General features: G+C 49.4%; 18 protein-coding genes and 1 tRNA gene. 3 read left to right on the forward strand and 16 right to left on the reverse strand.

Annotation, left to right across the window (positions count from 1 at the left end):
• Together IQ273_RS18795 and IQ273_RS18800 are read left to right on the forward strand one after the other, a co-directional pair.
• Positions 1-802 (forward strand): DNA-formamidopyrimidine glycosylase (locus IQ273_RS18795; protein WP_194024698.1); only part of this gene is annotated, 802 nt, incomplete at its 5' end.
• A gap of 213 nt (positions 803-1015) precedes the next feature.
• Complete coding sequence (locus tag IQ273_RS18800; RefSeq protein ID WP_194024699.1) at positions 1016-1234, forward strand: NAD(P)H-quinone oxidoreductase subunit O; 219 nt, start codon at positions 1016-1018, stop codon at positions 1232-1234.
• 139 nt (positions 1235-1373) lie between these two features.
• Here the strand turns inward: IQ273_RS18800 and IQ273_RS18805 are convergent, their stop codons facing one another.
• Entirely contained in the window at positions 1374-1871 is a 498-nt protein-coding gene (locus IQ273_RS18805) for an anti-sigma factor (protein ID WP_194024700.1), read from the reverse strand.
• 383 nt (positions 1872-2254) lie between these two features.
• The gene (locus tag IQ273_RS18810) at positions 2255-2908 is read right to left on the reverse strand and encodes a sigma-70 family RNA polymerase sigma factor (RefSeq protein WP_194024701.1); all 654 of its coding nucleotides are present in this window, start codon (positions 2906-2908) and stop codon (positions 2255-2257) included.
• A gap of 286 nt (positions 2909-3194) precedes the next feature.
• Here IQ273_RS18810 and IQ273_RS18815 point away from each other — a divergent pair.
• Positions 3195-3277 (forward strand) — tRNA-Ser (locus IQ273_RS18815).
• 110 nt (positions 3278-3387) lie between these two features.
• Here the strand turns inward: IQ273_RS18815 and IQ273_RS18820 are convergent.
• From IQ273_RS18820 to IQ273_RS18890, 14 genes are all read right to left on the reverse strand, one after another.
• A complete protein-coding gene (locus tag IQ273_RS18820; RefSeq protein WP_194024702.1) occupies positions 3388-3861 on the reverse strand; it encodes an HNH endonuclease in 474 nt (157 codons plus the stop codon).
• A 57-nt stretch (positions 3862-3918) separates the two neighbouring features.
• Positions 3919-4425, reverse strand: coding sequence for an HNH endonuclease (locus IQ273_RS18825; RefSeq protein ID WP_194024703.1), 507 nt, complete (start codon positions 4423-4425; stop codon positions 3919-3921).
• Positions 4426-4852: 427 nt separating this feature from the next.
• The gene (locus tag IQ273_RS18830; protein WP_194024704.1) at positions 4853-5182 is read right to left on the reverse strand and encodes a hypothetical protein; all 330 of its coding nucleotides are present in this window, start codon (positions 5180-5182) and stop codon (positions 4853-4855) included.
• Positions 5175-5435, reverse strand: a complete 261-nt coding sequence (locus IQ273_RS18835) for a hypothetical protein (RefSeq protein WP_194024705.1) — start codon at positions 5433-5435, stop codon at positions 5175-5177. The genes IQ273_RS18830 and IQ273_RS18835 overlap by 8 nt, the downstream gene beginning before the upstream one ends.
• Positions 5436-5712: 277 nt before the next feature.
• Entirely contained in the window at positions 5713-6150 is a 438-nt protein-coding gene (locus IQ273_RS18840) for a hypothetical protein (protein ID WP_194024706.1), read from the reverse strand.
• 1205 nt (positions 6151-7355) lie between these two features.
• Positions 7356-7727, reverse strand: coding sequence for a hypothetical protein (locus IQ273_RS18845; protein WP_194024707.1), 372 nt, complete (start codon positions 7725-7727; stop codon positions 7356-7358).
• 853 nt (positions 7728-8580) lie between these two features.
• Positions 8581-9633 (reverse strand): ParM/StbA family protein, encoded by a 1053-nt coding sequence (locus tag IQ273_RS18850; protein ID WP_194024708.1) that lies wholly within the window; start codon positions 9631-9633, stop codon positions 8581-8583.
• A 251-nt stretch (positions 9634-9884) separates the two neighbouring features.
• Positions 9885-10535 (reverse strand): DUF4230 domain-containing protein, encoded by a 651-nt coding sequence (locus IQ273_RS18855; RefSeq protein ID WP_194024709.1) that lies wholly within the window; start codon positions 10533-10535, stop codon positions 9885-9887.
• Positions 10536-10537: 2 nt separating this feature from the next.
• A complete protein-coding gene (locus IQ273_RS18860; RefSeq protein ID WP_194024710.1) occupies positions 10538-11398 on the reverse strand; it encodes a hypothetical protein in 861 nt (286 codons plus the stop codon).
• Positions 11399-11592: 194 nt separating this feature from the next.
• A complete protein-coding gene (locus IQ273_RS18865) occupies positions 11593-12390 on the reverse strand; it encodes a DUF4230 domain-containing protein (RefSeq protein WP_194024711.1) in 798 nt (265 codons plus the stop codon).
• Between the two features lie 28 nt (positions 12391-12418).
• The gene (locus tag IQ273_RS18870; RefSeq protein ID WP_194024712.1) at positions 12419-12661 is read right to left on the reverse strand and encodes a hypothetical protein; all 243 of its coding nucleotides are present in this window, start codon (positions 12659-12661) and stop codon (positions 12419-12421) included.
• A gap of 53 nt (positions 12662-12714) precedes the next feature.
• A complete protein-coding gene (locus IQ273_RS18875) occupies positions 12715-13152 on the reverse strand; it encodes a hypothetical protein (protein WP_194024713.1) in 438 nt (145 codons plus the stop codon).
• Between the two features lie 347 nt (positions 13153-13499).
• Positions 13500-15812 (reverse strand): peptidoglycan-binding protein, encoded by a 2313-nt coding sequence (locus IQ273_RS18880; RefSeq protein ID WP_228053377.1) that lies wholly within the window; start codon positions 15810-15812, stop codon positions 13500-13502.
• A gap of 382 nt (positions 15813-16194) precedes the next feature.
• On the reverse strand, positions 16195-16431 hold the full coding sequence (locus tag IQ273_RS18890; RefSeq protein WP_194024715.1) for a helix-turn-helix transcriptional regulator: 237 nt from the start codon (positions 16429-16431) through the stop codon (positions 16195-16197).
• Positions 16432-17146: the final 715 nt, after the last annotated feature.

The following is a 17146-nucleotide window of genomic DNA, read 5'->3' on the forward strand; positions in this document are numbered from 1 at the left end:
GGTAACACCCGGTCACTGGCTAGAGGGGGGGGAGGTGCTACTCTCTAGGGCAATCGCGCATCCTGCCTCAGAAGCTGCATTTTTGACGGGCATCATCGGGTCTACCTTGAGCGACTGGCATCGCCGGGGCAAATACCTGCTGGGTCAGCTAACCCAGGCCGACGGCAGCCCCGGCGGCTATCTAGGGGTACATTTGCGCATGACCGGTCAACTGCTGTGGCTCGACCCTAAAACTCCCGTGCAGACTCACTGCCGAGTGCGGCTGTGGCTGAGCGAAAACCACGAGCTGCGCTACATTGACCAGCGTACATTTGGCCGCCTCTGGTGGGTGCCCCCTGGATCCGCCCCTGAGGCCATCATGACGGGGCTGCGCACCCTGGGACCAGAACCCTTTGACGACAGTTTTTCAGTGGCCTACCTGCGCCAGCGACTAGCCCACAGCCGTCGTCCGATCAAAAATGCCCTGCTCGATCAGGCTTTGGTGGCGGGTATTGGCAACATCTATGCCGACGAAGCCCTGTTCTTAAGCGGTTTACGCCCGCTTACCCCCAGCGATCGCATTGGCTCCCAGCGTCTGCAACGGCTGCACAGTGCCATTCGCAAGGTGCTCACCACCAGCATTGAGTCGGGTGGCACCACCTTTAGTGACTACCGCGATATTTACGGCATCAACGGCAACTACGGTGGCGTTGCCTGGGTTTACAATCGCGACGGCGAACCCTGCCGCGTCTGCGCTACCCCTATTTGTCGCCTCAAACTAGCGGGGCGATCGGCCCATTATTGTCCTCAGTGTCAGCAATAGGAAACCGCGACTATTACAGGCCTGGAAACTAGTACTCTGCGGCGCAAGTTTAGATGCTATTCTCCGGGGGCTAGGGAGCCAAGCAATTCGGAATGGTGGGCATATTTCAGCCGTCGAGTACTAGACTGCCAGTGGCTCCCTCTTTCTCGACAGAGGGGCCGCAACAGAGCAATTTCGTGTACAGTAAAGCTGAGGTTGATAGCAAGTAGATCTATGGCAGCAACGTTAAAGCGGGGCGACCTAGTGCGAGCCGTACGCGAAAAACTGGAAAACAGCGTGGAATCCACCGCCAGCGATACCCGTTTCCCGCCTTATCTATTTGAAACCAAAGGCGAAATTTTAGAAACCAGCGACGACTACGCCCTGGTCAAGTTCGGGGTAGTGCCTACCCCCAATATTTGGCTACGCCTCGACCAGCTAGAGAAGGTTTAGTCGCTGTAGCCGATAGCTACCAGACTCACTCAATAAAGATTATTTCTCCCCACAAGGGCTGCCCCACAGCAGTGAGCCTCGCCATCTACTTCAGATAGCGAGGCTCACTGCTATGGCCAAAGCTTAGGTTCTAGCCGACCTATAGCTCAGAATCGATCGGCAAGCCGCCTGCTTCAAGAGGGCTAGCGAGGTCAGTAGACATGACCGCAGAGGCTTCGGGAATGGGAAAAGCTGGCTTGTCGAGGGCAATCTCTAGGGCTTCCGGCTGGGCAACGGTAGCCATTCGCCAGGAAGGAGTACCCATTCCAGCCCCAGACAATAGGTTGATAACGCCAATGGCGGCTACTCCAGCACTAGCCATGGTGACTAACTTAAGACGGTGATTGAGGCAGTGAAATACCCCTACGAGGGTCGCTTCTGCGCCGCAGTCTGGAGCGATAGTTTGGCTGCGCATTCCCTGGCGCAGGGCCAGCAGACGATGGTAAAGGCTACGGGTGCCGTCGTCGTGCTGAATCCAGCGAAGCACCTGCTGGCGCTCTTCGGGGGTGACCTCACCATCGAGGTAAGCGCTTAGCAACTCGAAGCGATCGCGCTTAGTGGCATCTAAATCGTGACAATATGATGCAGCTGAGGCCATAGACCTATCGGGGTTACTCCCCTGAGATGGCATCTGAACGTGATTAGGCGTGTAAGGAGAGGTAGTCATACCAAAAACAACACCTGAAGGTAAGCAACTAAACAACGACCAAGGCAGATATTAGGCTCTAAAGGCCCCTGATTGACCAAATAGCCGAATCAGGTGTTTTTACTGCCGGTACTGATCATAATGCCAACACCCTAAAATCGGTAACCTCTTGGGGGTATTTCTAACCGGTAAATCATGAATCCTTAGGTATAGGTTTACAGACTTTTCTTAACGGCGCAATGATGGTGCAATTTAAGTACGGATCGCTTCGTAAGATTTCGCATGGGAAGGAGTTGGCAGAGCACCCTGTAGAGGCAACGTTTAGCAGGTGAGGGTTAGTAGCCTAAATAGGGCTGTAAATCGGTTTGCAAGCGCTGACGAGCCCGGGCAATGCGAGACTTTACGGTGCCCAGAGATACCCCGGTCATATCGGCGATCTCTTCGTACGAAAGCCCTTGAATCTCGCGCAGCACAATGGTGGTGCGAAATACTTCAGGCAAATCGGCAATGGCGCGATGCAGCTGATCGTAAAACTCCCGCGTCATCATCGTATCTACAGGGCCAGGGGCGTTGGCTGGCACATCCCAATCGATGGTGCCGTCTTCTAAATTAAGAGGGGCATCAAGGGAAAGGGTAGCCCGATTGCGCTTGCGCCGCCGCAGCTCGTCGTAAAACAAGTTGGTAGTAATGCGCCCTAGCCAACCTTTAAACTTGGCTGGATCATTCAAACGACGCATATTGCGGTAAACCCGGATCCAAACCTCTTGGGCGAGGTCAGCCCGATCAGGCCAGTCGGGGGCTAAGTGGTAGAGCAGCTTATCTACATGACTTTGGTAGCGGCGCAGAAGTTCGGCGAACATGGTTCGCTCGGGCCGTAGCCGCTGCTGGCAAAGGGCTACCAGTTCTGTGCTGGTCAACTGTTCAGGCTTGACAGCAGACTGAGGGGCACTAAGAGAAACAGGCCAGGTCGAGAACATGGATTGACTCATAGCTTTTAGTAGTAGGCCGACATGACATGGCTACCAGCAAGCCGCTGAGGGCTAAATGCCGGTAGCGCTGTGGCTCCAAAGACAGGCGTGATTAATGCGTGATTAATGTGAAACATTGTGACGAAGAGACCCTTTCTCGAAGACCGACCTTGTGCCTGTGAATTGTCTGGCACATCGCCAACGGGCAGGAGGTGAGCTTGTAGGCAGTCAGATTTACATTCAAGTCGAGCCAGCGGAGTGATATAACAGATTAGAAGCCCTGCCATAATGGCAGTCATCCCCCTTTGGAGAGGTGGCAGAGTGGTCGAATGCGCCCGACTTGAAATCGGGTGTCCGCAAGGACCGAGGGTTCGAATCCCTCCCTCTCCGTACTGTGGTTTCAGGCTTTCTACAATGCCGGGGCCATAGGCTAGCTCATATAATTAGCTGCCCCTAGGCCACAATTGGTGGTAAGTCTGGTGGTAATCTACCACGGGCGTCTAGGGAAAGTTGAGCAACGCGAACTCCCCAAAGTATTCTCGGGCTGCTTGATCGTAGGCCAGTGCAGCTTCAACTGCTGTAAGCCAGCACTTAAGGTGCTTGGATTTACGCTCAATAGTAATGGTGGCCTTAAACTTACCGTTCGCCATCAGGCTGACTCCTTTATATCCAGAGGAGTTATCTCGCCTTACTCCCTTATTCCCTTCGTTAAGAGTTTGGGTGGCTAGCCGTAGGTTGTCTCGGGTGTTGTCTAGGCGAACCCTGCTGCGGTGATCGACCATCTCATTTGGAAAGAGCACTCGACCTAGCTTGCGCTCCATTACTAATCGATGAAGCTTTATGATCCCGCCTGGTGAGTACTGTTGTATGTACCCGCGCTCAGTCTCGTACCAGCTTTCCGCATTAAGGTCATCATCCTCAGGGGAGATAATCGCGTCATAGTTGCGGTTGGTAAGTTTTAATAAGGCTTGCATAGTTTTCTATAGTTTCAATAGATAAAAATAAAAGCCGGGTAGGCCCGGCTGTCTGGTCTAAGCGGCTATGTCTTTTCTTCGCTTGCCCAGGCGGATGTGACTGACACACCCTGGGCTGACGCCTGCCTGCTCAGCGACTTTCTTATTCGACAGGCCGTCCCGAATCAACCGCTTGATTAGAAAGACCGTTTCATCGGGCAGCTTGCCGCGAACTGCTCCAGCAGCAATTCGGTCAGCAGCGTTGTCAGCGCCATTACCTGCGTACAGGTGATCGGGCCTCCAGCAATTTGGGTTATTACAGCGATGTAATGCCCATTGACCGTCTTTGAGAGGGCCATTGAAGTGGAGATAGCTAAGCCGATGAAGTCGGTAGCTTTTGCCGAAAACGCTCAGTAAGCCATAACCATCTGGGTCTTTTCGGTGGTAGTCCCAGCAGCCGCCGACAGGCTGGTCTTGGATTAGGTCAGGTAGCTTAGCCTCAAAGTATGCCAAGGCTTTTTCAAGGGGAGAAAGAGAATTGATTTCCTCTTTCAATTCAGCGAATCTCTTGGAATTAAAGTGCATTATTAGAAGTGCAAAATCAACACTTTTAATATCGCAAGATGTACCCCTTAAAGTCTGTTCAACCTATTTTGTATGGTTGTATTTGATTGACAAATAAAAACCCAACCGAAGCTGGGTCTGTTGATTTTACACTTAAGTTTATTCTAGCAGGAAAACATCAATATGTGGTTTGAGAAAGCTTCTAGGTTAGATGCCCTAGAGAAGCGTATCGCGGCTGTTGAGAAAGTAAATGAAGCTCAGACAAAAGTGATTCGGAAGAATCAAAAGCATATGTTCCTTATTACAGCTATAGCCTGTTTGTCATTGACTCTGAACTTTGCCGCGAAATCAATAGAAGAAGAGGATAAAACATTCTTCTATGATGTTCTACGGCTGTTGATGGGTGGTGCAGGCCTAGCAGCATCAGCGAAGACACTAGAGTTAGAGGTTAAGCCACTGCCTCAGTCACAGACTTCAATTTGCCAACCAAGTATCCAAAAGTTACAGTGACGACGACGCCTGACACTTCATCAGTAATTCGTTTCTGTATGATGTTTCCACCCGTGAAAGTAAATTCAACGGTGATTAAAAGGGTTTCTTTATCAGGGCCATCCCATTGGTGATAGCCAGTGATGGTTTCTCCATCAAAATCAAACTCTTTATGTAGGCTGCGGTGCCCGCTTAGTCGCCCTGAAAGTAGCTGGTGCTCAAGCGTTAAGGTGTCTTCACCTTTAATAGCTCTTATGTTGTTTCCAACAATGGAAAGTGCGTTAGGCATCGATATAAATCACCTGTTCGCTGGGACTAAAGAGGAAACTATCTGAGGATTGCCAGGTGATTAACCGTTGAAGGAATCCTCCTGGCGCAGGCGCTGCAGTGGTTAGTAAACCCTGTTCACCCAGGAAGGCTGCTTCGTTGTCGTAGTCGCTCCAGAGTTCGCTATCATCCCAATCTTCTGAATCATCCCAAGCAGCCTCGACTGCAGTGGTTCGCATGATTCCGTGCCTGACAATTTTGACAGCAGCATCCATAGCAACTGCCTCTAAGGTCATCCCAGCGACACGACCAGCGTGAGCAGGATTTGACGCAGAGGCGTATATAACTTTATCGCTACCATCGAAGACAACCGCGCGCATCGCTTCTAAAGATGTGCCAGCTATTTCATCAGTAACGATTGCATCGTATGTGGGTCTGTAGCTAGCACCGCCGAGGCTAACCGCAATATTAGGTCTAGCAGCCGTTGTGACTTGAATGTTTTGGGGCGTGGGGTTCGTAACTGAAACCTGGACGACTTGTGGGGGAGTGATACTAGACATCTAAGGTCACCCCCGCTGTGACAAGAATTTCGCCAGCCAGGAACCGATTCACAATACTTTCAGGGCTTCCATCGTAGACAACCAGATCCCAGTAATAGGGTCGCCTACCTGGGATTAGAAGATCGACTTCATGGGGTTGGAGACCAGTGTCGCGGTCGTCCCAGTCAATCACTTGACTCCAATCAATCGGGTAGATGTTTGGTGTTAGGTTAACGGTTTGATCGCTGGTTAAACCGACAATGATTCTCCCCTCAGAAGCGGGTTGTTCGATGAATGTTTGGAAGGTCACCCGAGGGCTAGTCGGGTGCAAATGTTTTGTCAGTTGAGCACGAACGCCTAAACCTGTTAAATCAAGGTCGAGGTCGAGAACAATCCCGAAGGTCGCGCTTTGCTGGATTGTGAGATTATAAAGACCATTTTGTACGCTCATAACGAGATAGGCTCTGGGAAACGATTCCCAAAGCCTATCTATTTAAGTATTCTATTGTCTGGGCAACCTATGGTTTTAGATTATCCTCAGAACGCAAGCAAAACTTAGGATTGCCCACCACCATCTCTATGAACTTTGTGTATTTCTTATCTGGTAGGGCACACAAAGTCAGAGCGAACCCAGGCATTCCATTGGTTTGTGCCTACCATAGACCAAGATTCTCCCTGTTGATTTTGGACGACTTCAAATACAGATATAGATTGGGCAATGTCCTCTCCTGCCGCTAGAGAATAGCTAACACTTGAGAAGTAGTTGTCAACGGCAGCACCTCCAGAGCCAACTTGCACCAATCCTTTGGCGTGATTTGTACCTGGGCCAGTTCTTAAATTCACTCTTGATCCTGGATCTCTTGTGCAAATGTTATAGAAATTGGATTCGCTAGTTTCCTGTGCAAAACTGGGAATTGCTGTGCTGCCGACAAAACCAAGGGCCAGCAAACATATAGTACTAAGGCTAGTTTTTCTCATCGGTTCTATTCTCAATAATTTAATTTAAGACTAATCCTTCTTGTGCAGATCGCGACTGTGGTTTTGGAGCCAAGCCAGAATAGTTGTTGACCTTAGACCACATTCTCCTGCTAATTGACGAGCTGCATGCTCTGGGAAGAATCCTCTTTGTAGAGATATAGCATAATTTCTGCATCCCTAAACACCGCTATTAACAACGTTTATACCTGATTTACATAAGGCTTTATAAATGAGTTGATTTCATTTAACTGGCTTAGAGTGCCCATAAAGTTTGTCAAGCTGGCGAAGAGCACCTCCCCGTCAATGTCATCTTCCATCAGGGCAGGTGCCCCGGCTTTAATCAGCCGACTCACGCCATCCTGAAAAGAATTTAGCTCCGGCTCACTTACCAGGAGACCCAACACGACCGTTCCCCGCTAGCGGGCTGGTGGATGAAAACCTCAAACGAAACTTGCTGGCTACTGGGGTGCAAGTGTTTTGTGAACTGAGTCCGCGCCCCTAAGATTGTTAGGTCAAGATCAAGGTCGAGGACAATCCCGAAGGTCGCACCCTGATGAGTGTCATATTATAAAGTCCGTCTGAACGGCCATTGAAAAAGCTCTAGAGAATACTTCTTCAGAGCTTATCGATTGAACTATTCAGTTGTCTAATAAACTTTGAATTTAGCTTATCTATGAACTAAAACAGCTCGTACCACCTTTTGTAGAAGCTTTTGAATATTTCTAACTCATCAATGAACCATACAGAATACCCAACATTCTCCAATCGCTGAGCTGCCTGCTTAGCATCATACATACCACTTACTGGTGTGAGGCCTGCGATTACAAGGAGCTTGTCTGGGCGAGCTTTAAGGTAGGTCGTCAGCTGCCCAGCAGCTTCAAACAAGTGTGATCGTGTGAGAACCTTTTTGCACTCAATGATGTAAGCACTTGTAATTAAGTCTGCTTTTCCGCCCCCTTTGAGCAGAACTTCTGTAGCAGCCTCATACCCATGGACTTTGAAGAAAACGAACAGAAACTTCTTCAGGGAGAGTTCGGAGGGGAAGTACATAGGCGGCATTTGAATTTGGGCACTCTGGACTCAGGATTTGGGTGCAGGCATGGTCAGATGGAAGAAAGTCGGTTCAGGCATCGGCCTAGGAGTCGCAGGAATAGTATCTTTGTTCTTGCTCCATCATAGTGGATGGAGCAGTTCATCGCTATCGAATTCACGCCTCTGGTGGCAACTGGTGTGTGACCTTCAGGCCAGATGGCAGCAGCAAGTTCATGTACGGCGTCAAAGCCTGTGGCTATGAGTGATAAGGATTTAGATGTGCCTGAAGAGCTGGGTGCTACTTACGATGGAAGCCCGATCCCTGCGCCTTCACAGCCTTGCACGTTAGAGCAGCAGTTAGCCTTGCTCGATTGGCATCCTCTCTTCACTGGCCGATGTCCTTGGTATGAGGCTCCGTTGCTGCAGATAAAGCCATCAAGAGTCCAATGGGGTTGTAAACACTGTTTGGGGGTTTAGCTGAAAAACTTTAAAGGAATAAGCCGGGGGGTTGTTTGCTGTTTTTCTAGGGTTTAATCTACGTCGTCCCAGTCAACATTTTGAACCATAGGCTCAGGCGCTGGTGTGGGTTCAGGTATGGGCATGGGTTGAGGGATAGCAACTGGTCCAACAGGGGCAGGTTGAGGAACTGAGTGAATCACTGGGGCTGGTTCAGGAGCCTTGGTGCAGATTTCGATGAAACGAACTAGAGCATAGTTCAAGACTTCGGAATCATTGAGAGCTTTACCGGGCCCACCAAGGAACTCTCTAACCTGGTCAAGAAGTTCCTTTTGAGTTGAGACACGGACTGTCGTGCGTTTGACTGTCTTGCTGCTCTTTCTACGTGCTTTGGGTTTAGAGTTTGGAGTTGTCATTACGCGGCCACCTTTTCTTTCTGAGATAGACTTACAGCTCTGGAGTGCAAACCTGTAGCGTTTGCGAATTGAGGGTCACTGACAATCTTGAAGTTAAGACCTTGCGCCCACTCCTTAACGTAAGGAACGAGGGAACCACCACCAGAGAGCAACAGGGTGCGGCCAGGCTCATCTAGGTACGAGGCTGAAAGGCTTTGGTATAGTTCACTCTCAAGACTTTTCAACCAACGTTGAACCACAGGTTTAATTACGTCTCGGCAATCAACCTTGATCTTTTCTACAGTGGCAATCCCTTTGTTCTTGAGCATAGCCATCAGACCTTCGTTAGACATGACGCGCGCGTAATGCTTGGACATCCCGGCATCAGAACGAATGAGGGACTTCAACTCATTACAGATAGTCAGCTGTCCTAAAAGAGACTTAACGCCGCTGTGAGGCAATTCGATTACAGAATCAAGGGCGAGGCGCGCTGCGTTCATGGGAATCGCAAGCACAGTACCACCGCCAATGTCGAGAATGAATGACTTCACTGGGCGATTCTCTTGGCCTAGGACAACACCAGCAGACTCGTAAACAATGTCCAGAACGTCTATGCAGAAGGTTTTGGTCTCTTGAGTTTCATCTTTTGTGGTGTAGGTCACGGAGTGAACTCCATTGAGACCTTCTTTCATGGCCTGTCCGTAGGTAGCTTTATCGTGAACGCTGGCTACAAGCTTGATGCAGTCTCCATTTTGGATATGGGGCCAGATAGCAGCAACCAATAGGGGGAATGCGAAACGAGGCTTGCCTTGACCAGTGCGATCACCAACGACAACCTGGTAAGGCTCGTAAACTTCGTTTGTACTCCAAGACTTGAAGAACTCCCGCTCGTTACCCTTCTCTGGGTCAGTGTGTAGGGTGAAAGAATATGAACTTCCTTCAGTAACGATAGAATTCTGGTCAGTAGCCAGGCTACTGGGGATAACAATCTTCTCGATCGTTCCGTCAGGTTTTTCAAGGCAAATCTTACACCAGTGGTTGCCAGGGTCGTATCCGATAAGTACTTGTTGCATTGTGTTTTGAGTCCTTGTTTGAGTCGGGCATTGAACTGAACATGTAGCGGCAGTGTTATGTATCATGGCATCGGTTTAAATCGAGTTGGGTTGAGTTACTAAAGTTGGTTTAATTTAACAACTTAGGTTAAATATAGCAAATTTGTCTCAGCTAATCTGTTCAACTGTTGATGGTGAGCCGAAGCCTTTTCAGTAATAAAAAATCTCCTGGTCGTAAACCTAGGAGCTACTCCATTTATAGAGTGATCAGTTTAATTAATTTCGCAATTTGATTCAGAGAATTCTACTGAATCTACGAACTCCTGGAGAACTTCTGCGGCCCCTTCATTAGCTTCGCTGAAGAGAGAGCTTTCGCAGGCTTGCCTAACCACACGTTCTTCAGCATAAAAACCAGCTTTCATTAATAAATCAGAACCCACCTGTCCTTCCAGCTGTGTTCTGGTTCCTTCATCCAAGTCAGCGTCGGTGATACTAGCGTAAGAGTCTACAAGCTTAGCAGGCGGCAGGCTTAGTACTGTCTGACCATCTACGATTCTGATGTTGTCAGGTTCAATAGCATTAAAGTCTACTTGGGCTGAGGCAGAGCCAGTAGCGTGATAACTTGCTACGACATCCCCAACCTTCTCACCACTCACGTAGGAAACCACGCTGGCGGGAATGTCGAACTCAAAGCTCTCTTCAACTTCAGGAGCTTCAGCACGATCGCGTATAGCTTGAAGAAGGATATCCCGCGTGTCTACCTCATAAAAGTGATTGGAGACCAGGTGAGGCAGGTTCAGGGGAGTTGACTTAAACGTTGAGTCTCCCGGCTGACCAAACGCTGCTGCAGCTGATAGAGCGGCTCCTACAGCAAAAGGACCAACGAATGCAAGTGTAAAAACTTTCTTGATAGAGAGGGACATGATTACTTATTAGCCAAAGTCCAACAGGTTTGAACCCACTGGAAGTATTCGGGAGCGGTTTCTTTCATACCAGCGGGGTCTAAGACGAACCAGACAAATCCTTCTGCATAAGACTCGCCGCTGCTTGACAGTCCATAGCGGGAGTTGTTCTGCTGTGTGGGCACGTAACCAGACACATCGTTGGGAAATTTTCGTTCAGCTTGAGCGAACACCTGGTGGCCAGCCTCATGGAGGAATGTCAGCAGCAGCGCTAGGTCAGTACCCTCACCAGCTTCAGCAGCAATCGTCCAGGCTAGTTGCTCTGGGTCAGAATTACCGCCTTCGAAAGTTTTCTGGAATTTACTTTGCTTCTTCTCTAGTCGATTTAATAGAGATTCGATATCAGACGCCTCGACTTCAAACTCTCCGTCAGCTTGCTGTGCTGATGTATTCAAAACAGTTGCTTTGAACATTCCAGAGGTGTGGCCTAGATTCTCATCGTAAGCACCGTTCTCCATAGGGAGAAGCGCGGCCATCTGTGCTTGGAGAATCTCGTCGCCGCCATCCCTCACCAGACCCTCAGTGAGTTCATCATTCGAGCGTGATGGATGCTCATTTAAGAATTCAGATACTCCCACATAAAAATCTCGTTCGGTCAGGTTGCGCTCGTCATAGTTCAGGGTGACAACATCATTTTTGTTAATGAAGTCAACCACCAGGCGAAGGCGATGCCCTAGGGTTAGGTCTTGAGCAGCTAGACCCTGAAGCATGGAATCCCAGCTGGGGCCTTTAAACCGTGGGTTGACGGCCAAGACATTGCGGTCGTGTAAGTCGAGAACACTGGGGTCAGTACCCAGATGGAATGTTTGATTGGCAAGTGACATGGTCTCACTCAGGGCGCTAAGATTTTCGGGCGATGTGGATGTAGGAACAAATTGCTTAGGAGTCTGGCTCTGGGTTATTAAAGCCGTGACTAGCAGAGCGCTTGAGAAGATGGCATGTGCGTATAAGGTTGTCATTTTTAACTGTATATAAAGGAGTAAATTCCGCACATTACTGAGCGGGACTATATAGGACTTTATTGACCAAACGTTCTTTGGGATTCAGCGATTTGTTCAGGGGTTCGGCCACCAATGTAACTAGGCGGCAGTTCACTTACTTCATCAGGCACAGCCTCAGTTACTTCAGCTTCTGGGGCGGTGACAGTATCAGACTCTTGAACTCCTACAACGGGCGAACACTCATCAGCCGGTTCGACAATGACTTCAGAGACATATGCCTTTAGAACTTGAGCGGCCTGCTCGCTTGCCTGGCTGAGAATGTCTGAGTCACAGGCGAGTTCACCGATTTGAGTATGAGCTTCTTTCTGAGCTTCAACGAGGGCAGAAGCAGTCTGACTAGGGCCAAAACCAAATGAGGTTTCGGTGATCGCAGCATCCTCGACATTAACGTAAATTTCAAAGAATTCCGCCTGGGGCATCTGCAGGGTCACAATGCCGTTAACGATCTGAATGTCTTCTTGAGTAATAGCCCCAAGGTCAACGCCAGCTTTAACACGACCTGTCGCACTGTAGTTTAAGGTTGTCGAACCAACTTTTACACCAGCGAGTTGGCGCTCCAGTTCGACGGGGATTTGCAAATTGAATTGGCTCTCGACGGTATGAAGTTCAGCGACATGTTGAAGACTCTCGAAGGCGACCTGACGAAGGTCAATAGTCTGGACCTTAGTGGAGGTGCCAGAACTATTAGATACAGCTGAGGCCTTAACGCCTTCGACTTGCTGCTGAACAGCATGCTCCATGGACAGTGGTGAAAAGAATGCGATCGCGGCACCAACGGTGGCACCAAAGCAGATTAAGTTGAAAAGAAATTTCATGATTCGATTTCCAGGGGATGAGTTGGGATTATTTCTGTTTGGTGCTGAAGTAGGCAGAGCCTAAAACATTAAGAGCCTCTTCCTGCTCAGGACTCCAATCGGGATAATCAGCCGAGGAGCCGCCATCACGAACGCTGATAACTTCAGCAGTCTGTTGGTCATTGAGAGAATCGACACTCTGTAAAGCTTCAGGGCTAGGATCATTACATCCGATAGCAGTAGCAGCAACAACAGCGAGAGAGAATAAAGTGAGAAACTTTTGTCTTTTCATTTGAAATCCTGGGGGTTTGAGTTGGGTTTGAATCGGTAGTCTGAGTTATTTCTTTATTCGGCTGGAGCTTCAGCAGGCGCTTCTTCGGCTGGAGCTTCAACTACGGTATGCTCGACACCAGGCACGCTTTGGTTAGCAGTATGTGAGGGATCGCCAAGACCGATCGCAACGCCAGCGAATAAGCTTACGAATCCAGTTAAAGCACAGGCAGCGACTAAGCGTTGAACACCGATTCTGAATCGCTTAGGGTTAGTCTTCAAGTCAGTTCTTACTTCTGCGACGGTGTCTGAAATGAGCTGAGTAACACCGTCTAAAGCGAATCGGCTGGCAGTACCCAGACCTCTTGCGCTAGTATTAGCAACGATTCCAGCATTCTTTAAAGCTTCTTGAGCACCGAGTGCTGCGGCTTGTCTTAGTAGAACGGCGATTTCCTCTGAAGCTTTAATTTCTTCGTCAGTGTGTACGACGATTTGAGTCGAGTTATCAGTCATAAATCCTCCGGGGGTCTCCCTTTGTTCCATGTAGAAACAATATCAATTCAATACCCTTGAAGTGTGGTCAACCAGAGTTTTTTGTTAACAATAAAAAAGGCTCCAGGTGGAGCCTTGTAATGCTAGAAAAATCTTGGGCTTGAGCTAAAAGAACATTGTGCTAGAGCGACTAACATCAGAAATTCTTAGGCGCACACTCGGATTACCGAATAGACTGTAAACGAGATAACGTCGGTCGAACTCAACCTCAATACTTACAGGAAGGGCGAGAGCAAATCCTAAAGCAACGACTGGGACGACGAGATTAATCTTTCTGAATTGGAGCATTGGGGTAGAGACCTTTGTGGTTATTTGGATTCAAAACTTGTGCCGGTTGGCTCAACGAAGGCTTTTAGGATTCGCTGAAGAATCCCAGGGGTTTTGGGCTCCTCCTCGATAACTTCCTCACCGTTTAAGCGACCAACAACGGGTTCTGGTTCAGGACCAAACTCAACAGGTGCTTCAGCAGAAGCTCGTTGGGCAGCTAGGAGAACCTCAGAACTATCGAACCCGTTAGCGTCAATCGCTTTTTGAACCATTCCCATGCGTCGGGTCTGGTCAGCATGAACGGCTTCCCAGGTGTTGCACTTACCGTTGAGGCAGAGACCATCAGCCCAGAACTTCCCGGTCTCAGAGTTTTTGTATGATTCAACCCGCGCGTGAGTGATAGCAGTGTCTCCGGTTTTACCCATCGCCTTAGCCTCAGCCAGACGGTCGATATAACCTTTTCCACCAGCAAGCGAGCGAGAGGCGATTGACCCAGGGGTTGAACCTGCGACAATGCCGCCACCCCAGGGAGATTGATTCAAAAGGTCAATCAAATTCAGCATCTCCTTCAGGTCCAAGTCAACGCCCAGGCGCTCGGCGTCTTTCAGAACAATCTCAAGTTGACCCTCAATCCTTTTGAGCTGCTTTTCATCAGCCTGCTCAGGCGTCATAGAGCCATCGTGATGTTGGTAAGAAAATGAACCGATGTTGGAGGCTTGGTTGCCGGGGTCAGTGTGCTCTTTGTAGTGCCGGGTGTGACCACCATTGGGATGGCGAGTTCCTTCGGCGCTTCCCACAGCTTTTGTCACTAGGGAGTCAGCACCACCCTCAAAAATGGCGTCAATCTCCACAGCTGCAGGAGGTTGTTCAGCAATGACTTCAGGAGCCTCAGCGGGAGGAGCAGCCTTTAACGCCTGAACCTCAACGATGCTGGCAACCGAGTTGGGGTCGAGCCGATGATTATGCTTTTGGAAGGCAGGGGGGCCTTCAGCAACGTGAATCTCAGACTCAGCACCCCAGTGCAAGATGCCAGGCAAGGTGGAACGAACCATCAGGAAGCGCTCAGCACCAGGCTGACGAGCTTGACCGTAATCACCACCACTGCTTTTGACGCCAATGTGAGAGTGAGGCCCACCGCTTGAACCAGTATTTCCGGTTTGAGCGATAACACGCTTGCCCAGTTCGTTCGGCTGGATTTCGAAGGTCTGAGGACCGCTCGCTTTCCATTCTTGCCAGGACTTGCCGAAAGCCGCATCAGCGTGCAAAACCTGAAACTTAAGGTCAGGTGTACTAGGGTGAACCTGCTCGACAACGAGACCGCCGCCGCCCTGGTCGTACCAAATGGATACACTAGTACCAACGGCATAGATGGGCGAACCAGTTGCCAGGGGAATATCGACACCCTTGTGAGGTCTAGGCCCATTGCCCAGATCGCGGTTGTATTGGTAGCTGATGACTGGCATTCCTTGAATGTAGGAAGCCGTGGCACGACCGCGACCGTTATGTAGGTCAGCACCACCGAGCAGCTCATCAGGAGTCCAGAGAGCTAAAGGCTTGGCCTGTTGAACGCGCTCAGACTCAGAGGGAACCTGCCCGTCCATCAACGCGCGCTTGGTCTGCTCACCAACAATTCCATCAGCGGGCAGACCGTGGTCGAATTGAAACCGCATGATCGCAGTTTGGGTTTGAGGACCAAAGTTTCCTGTTACATCGACTGTGTAGCCAAGCCAGTTCAACTTTTTCTGAGCCAGGTGAACCCAGTTCTGGTTCGTCATGTCCGAAAATTTGTACCGGGTGATGTCGAGTTCACCGATGTTTTCAGGGCTGGCTAATGGCTTCTCAGCGGTGGGCTCAGCAACAGTATCCTCGGTTCCTTTAGCTTCTTCACCAATCGGAGGGGCAGTCAAAACATCATCTTGACTGAACATCCCTAAAGAACCTTTTACAATCCCGCGAACGAGACCACCAGCACCACCATCAGCAGGAGCAGACTCTTTAGCGAGCGCTTCAATCTCAGGTTGAGGAACCTCAGGCGTAGGCGCGGGCTCAGCCTCAACAATCTCGGGATTACCGTTGAGGTCACGACGAACGGTGCTTTTAACAGCGCCTCTTAAAGCAGCGGCGACAGGATTCTCAGTGACTTCGGCATGGACAACACCAGACCCTTCACCGGATGCGTATGAAGGCTTCCCAGTGGATAGCAAACCAGTTAAAACAATTGTGGTTGCCAACCCGGCGTTGACACTACCACGGCCAATACCTTTGATTTTCTTAGCCAGGTTAGGGTCGATTTCACGACCACCGTAGGCTTCAAAATTGGCCTCAGCCTCTAACATTCCATAAATTCCAAGCATTTGGGCTCTCCTTGAGCAAATCGAGGGTGGAGGCCCAGTGTTAGAATTACTAACAGCAGAACCTCCTATTTGACGTGGGCTGGTTTTTGTGAACCGAGATAGAGAAGTTGGAAGCTTCTTTATCTCAATGGGCTCTCTAACTGTTGGAAGCGGTTAGGGGGCCCTTTTCAATTTGAGATTGTGAGTTCTGAACCCTCAAGATGTTTTCGATTACGGCTGGCTCAAGCAGCCCCGGCAGTATTCGATTCAGATAGGTCATTTGGTCTTCGATTGACATTTTGAGATTTACCTTCGTAGTGTGCGTTGAGTAGGGTTTCAAGGTGCTGCAGGGCAGCTTCGACTTCGGGATTTAAATTCTGTTGGGTTCGCATGGCGTGGGTTCCTAAAGTTGTGGGACTTCTAAATCAGTTTCAAAGTGAGCTTCTAACTTTCGAATGACTTCACTTGGGATGGCTCGCTTGCCCTGTTCCCATCGCCACCAGTTGGTTCTATTGACCTCAAAGTGGCTGTAAAAGCTCTCGAAGGTGGGAAACTCTTTTTTGTTGAGGTTGCTTCTTAGAGCTTTTAAACGCAGCTCCAGACCAGCGACCTCTAAACTTTTACAAAATAAAACTTGCATTTGTTGGGTGGGACTCTTAATTTTGTTCCTACCAGAACAATATCAGGTCCATAGTGGGGAGAGGTGGTCAACCCGGTGTTTCTGGGTGGAACATTATTTGCATTTTCGTCCTAGGTAACACCGAGTTTTTGTAATTTCTTCCTAGGTAGGGATAGGCGGCGGCTCTGGTTTTTTGCAATTATCATCGCGCCTTGTCTAACATCTTTGCTTCGCTTTCGAAGCCGGGGGCCTGCCTTCTCCCCTATAGTGGTGAGACAAACGCTGAAACCCTTGATGTGTAAGGAAAGTTGTGTTGCGCGTCCCCCCTGTTTTCTTGTAAAAAGAAGGGGACGCGCAACAGTATTTAGGGTTAAAACCACATAAAAAAGGCCCCCTAACGGGAGCCCCTGAAGTCATTTTTAGTGGGTTATTCCTCGAAGTCCCACATCCGTTTCGCCATCCGCTGCTTGTCTGTAAAACCATCTATCAGCTGCAGTGGAAAGGGTGTGAACTTGTCCTGTCTAAGTATCGCTGAAACCCTTGCTATATAGCAAGGGTTTCAGCGATCCATGGCGTTTTTGCGGCAGAGTAAAAACGGGCCTCAACCCCTCGGTATATAAGGATTACAGCCATTACTGTAAACTAGTAGTAGTAAGAGAATATGACGATTGCTGAACTGTGATTGGTACGAGATACCTGTGGAGTAAGAGGATGAGTGAGTTATGAAGTTGTAGAT

It is taken from the genome of Nodosilinea sp. LEGE 07298, assembly GCF_015207265.1.
Classification (GTDB): Bacteria; Cyanobacteriota; Cyanobacteriia; order Phormidesmidales; family Phormidesmidaceae; genus Nodosilinea.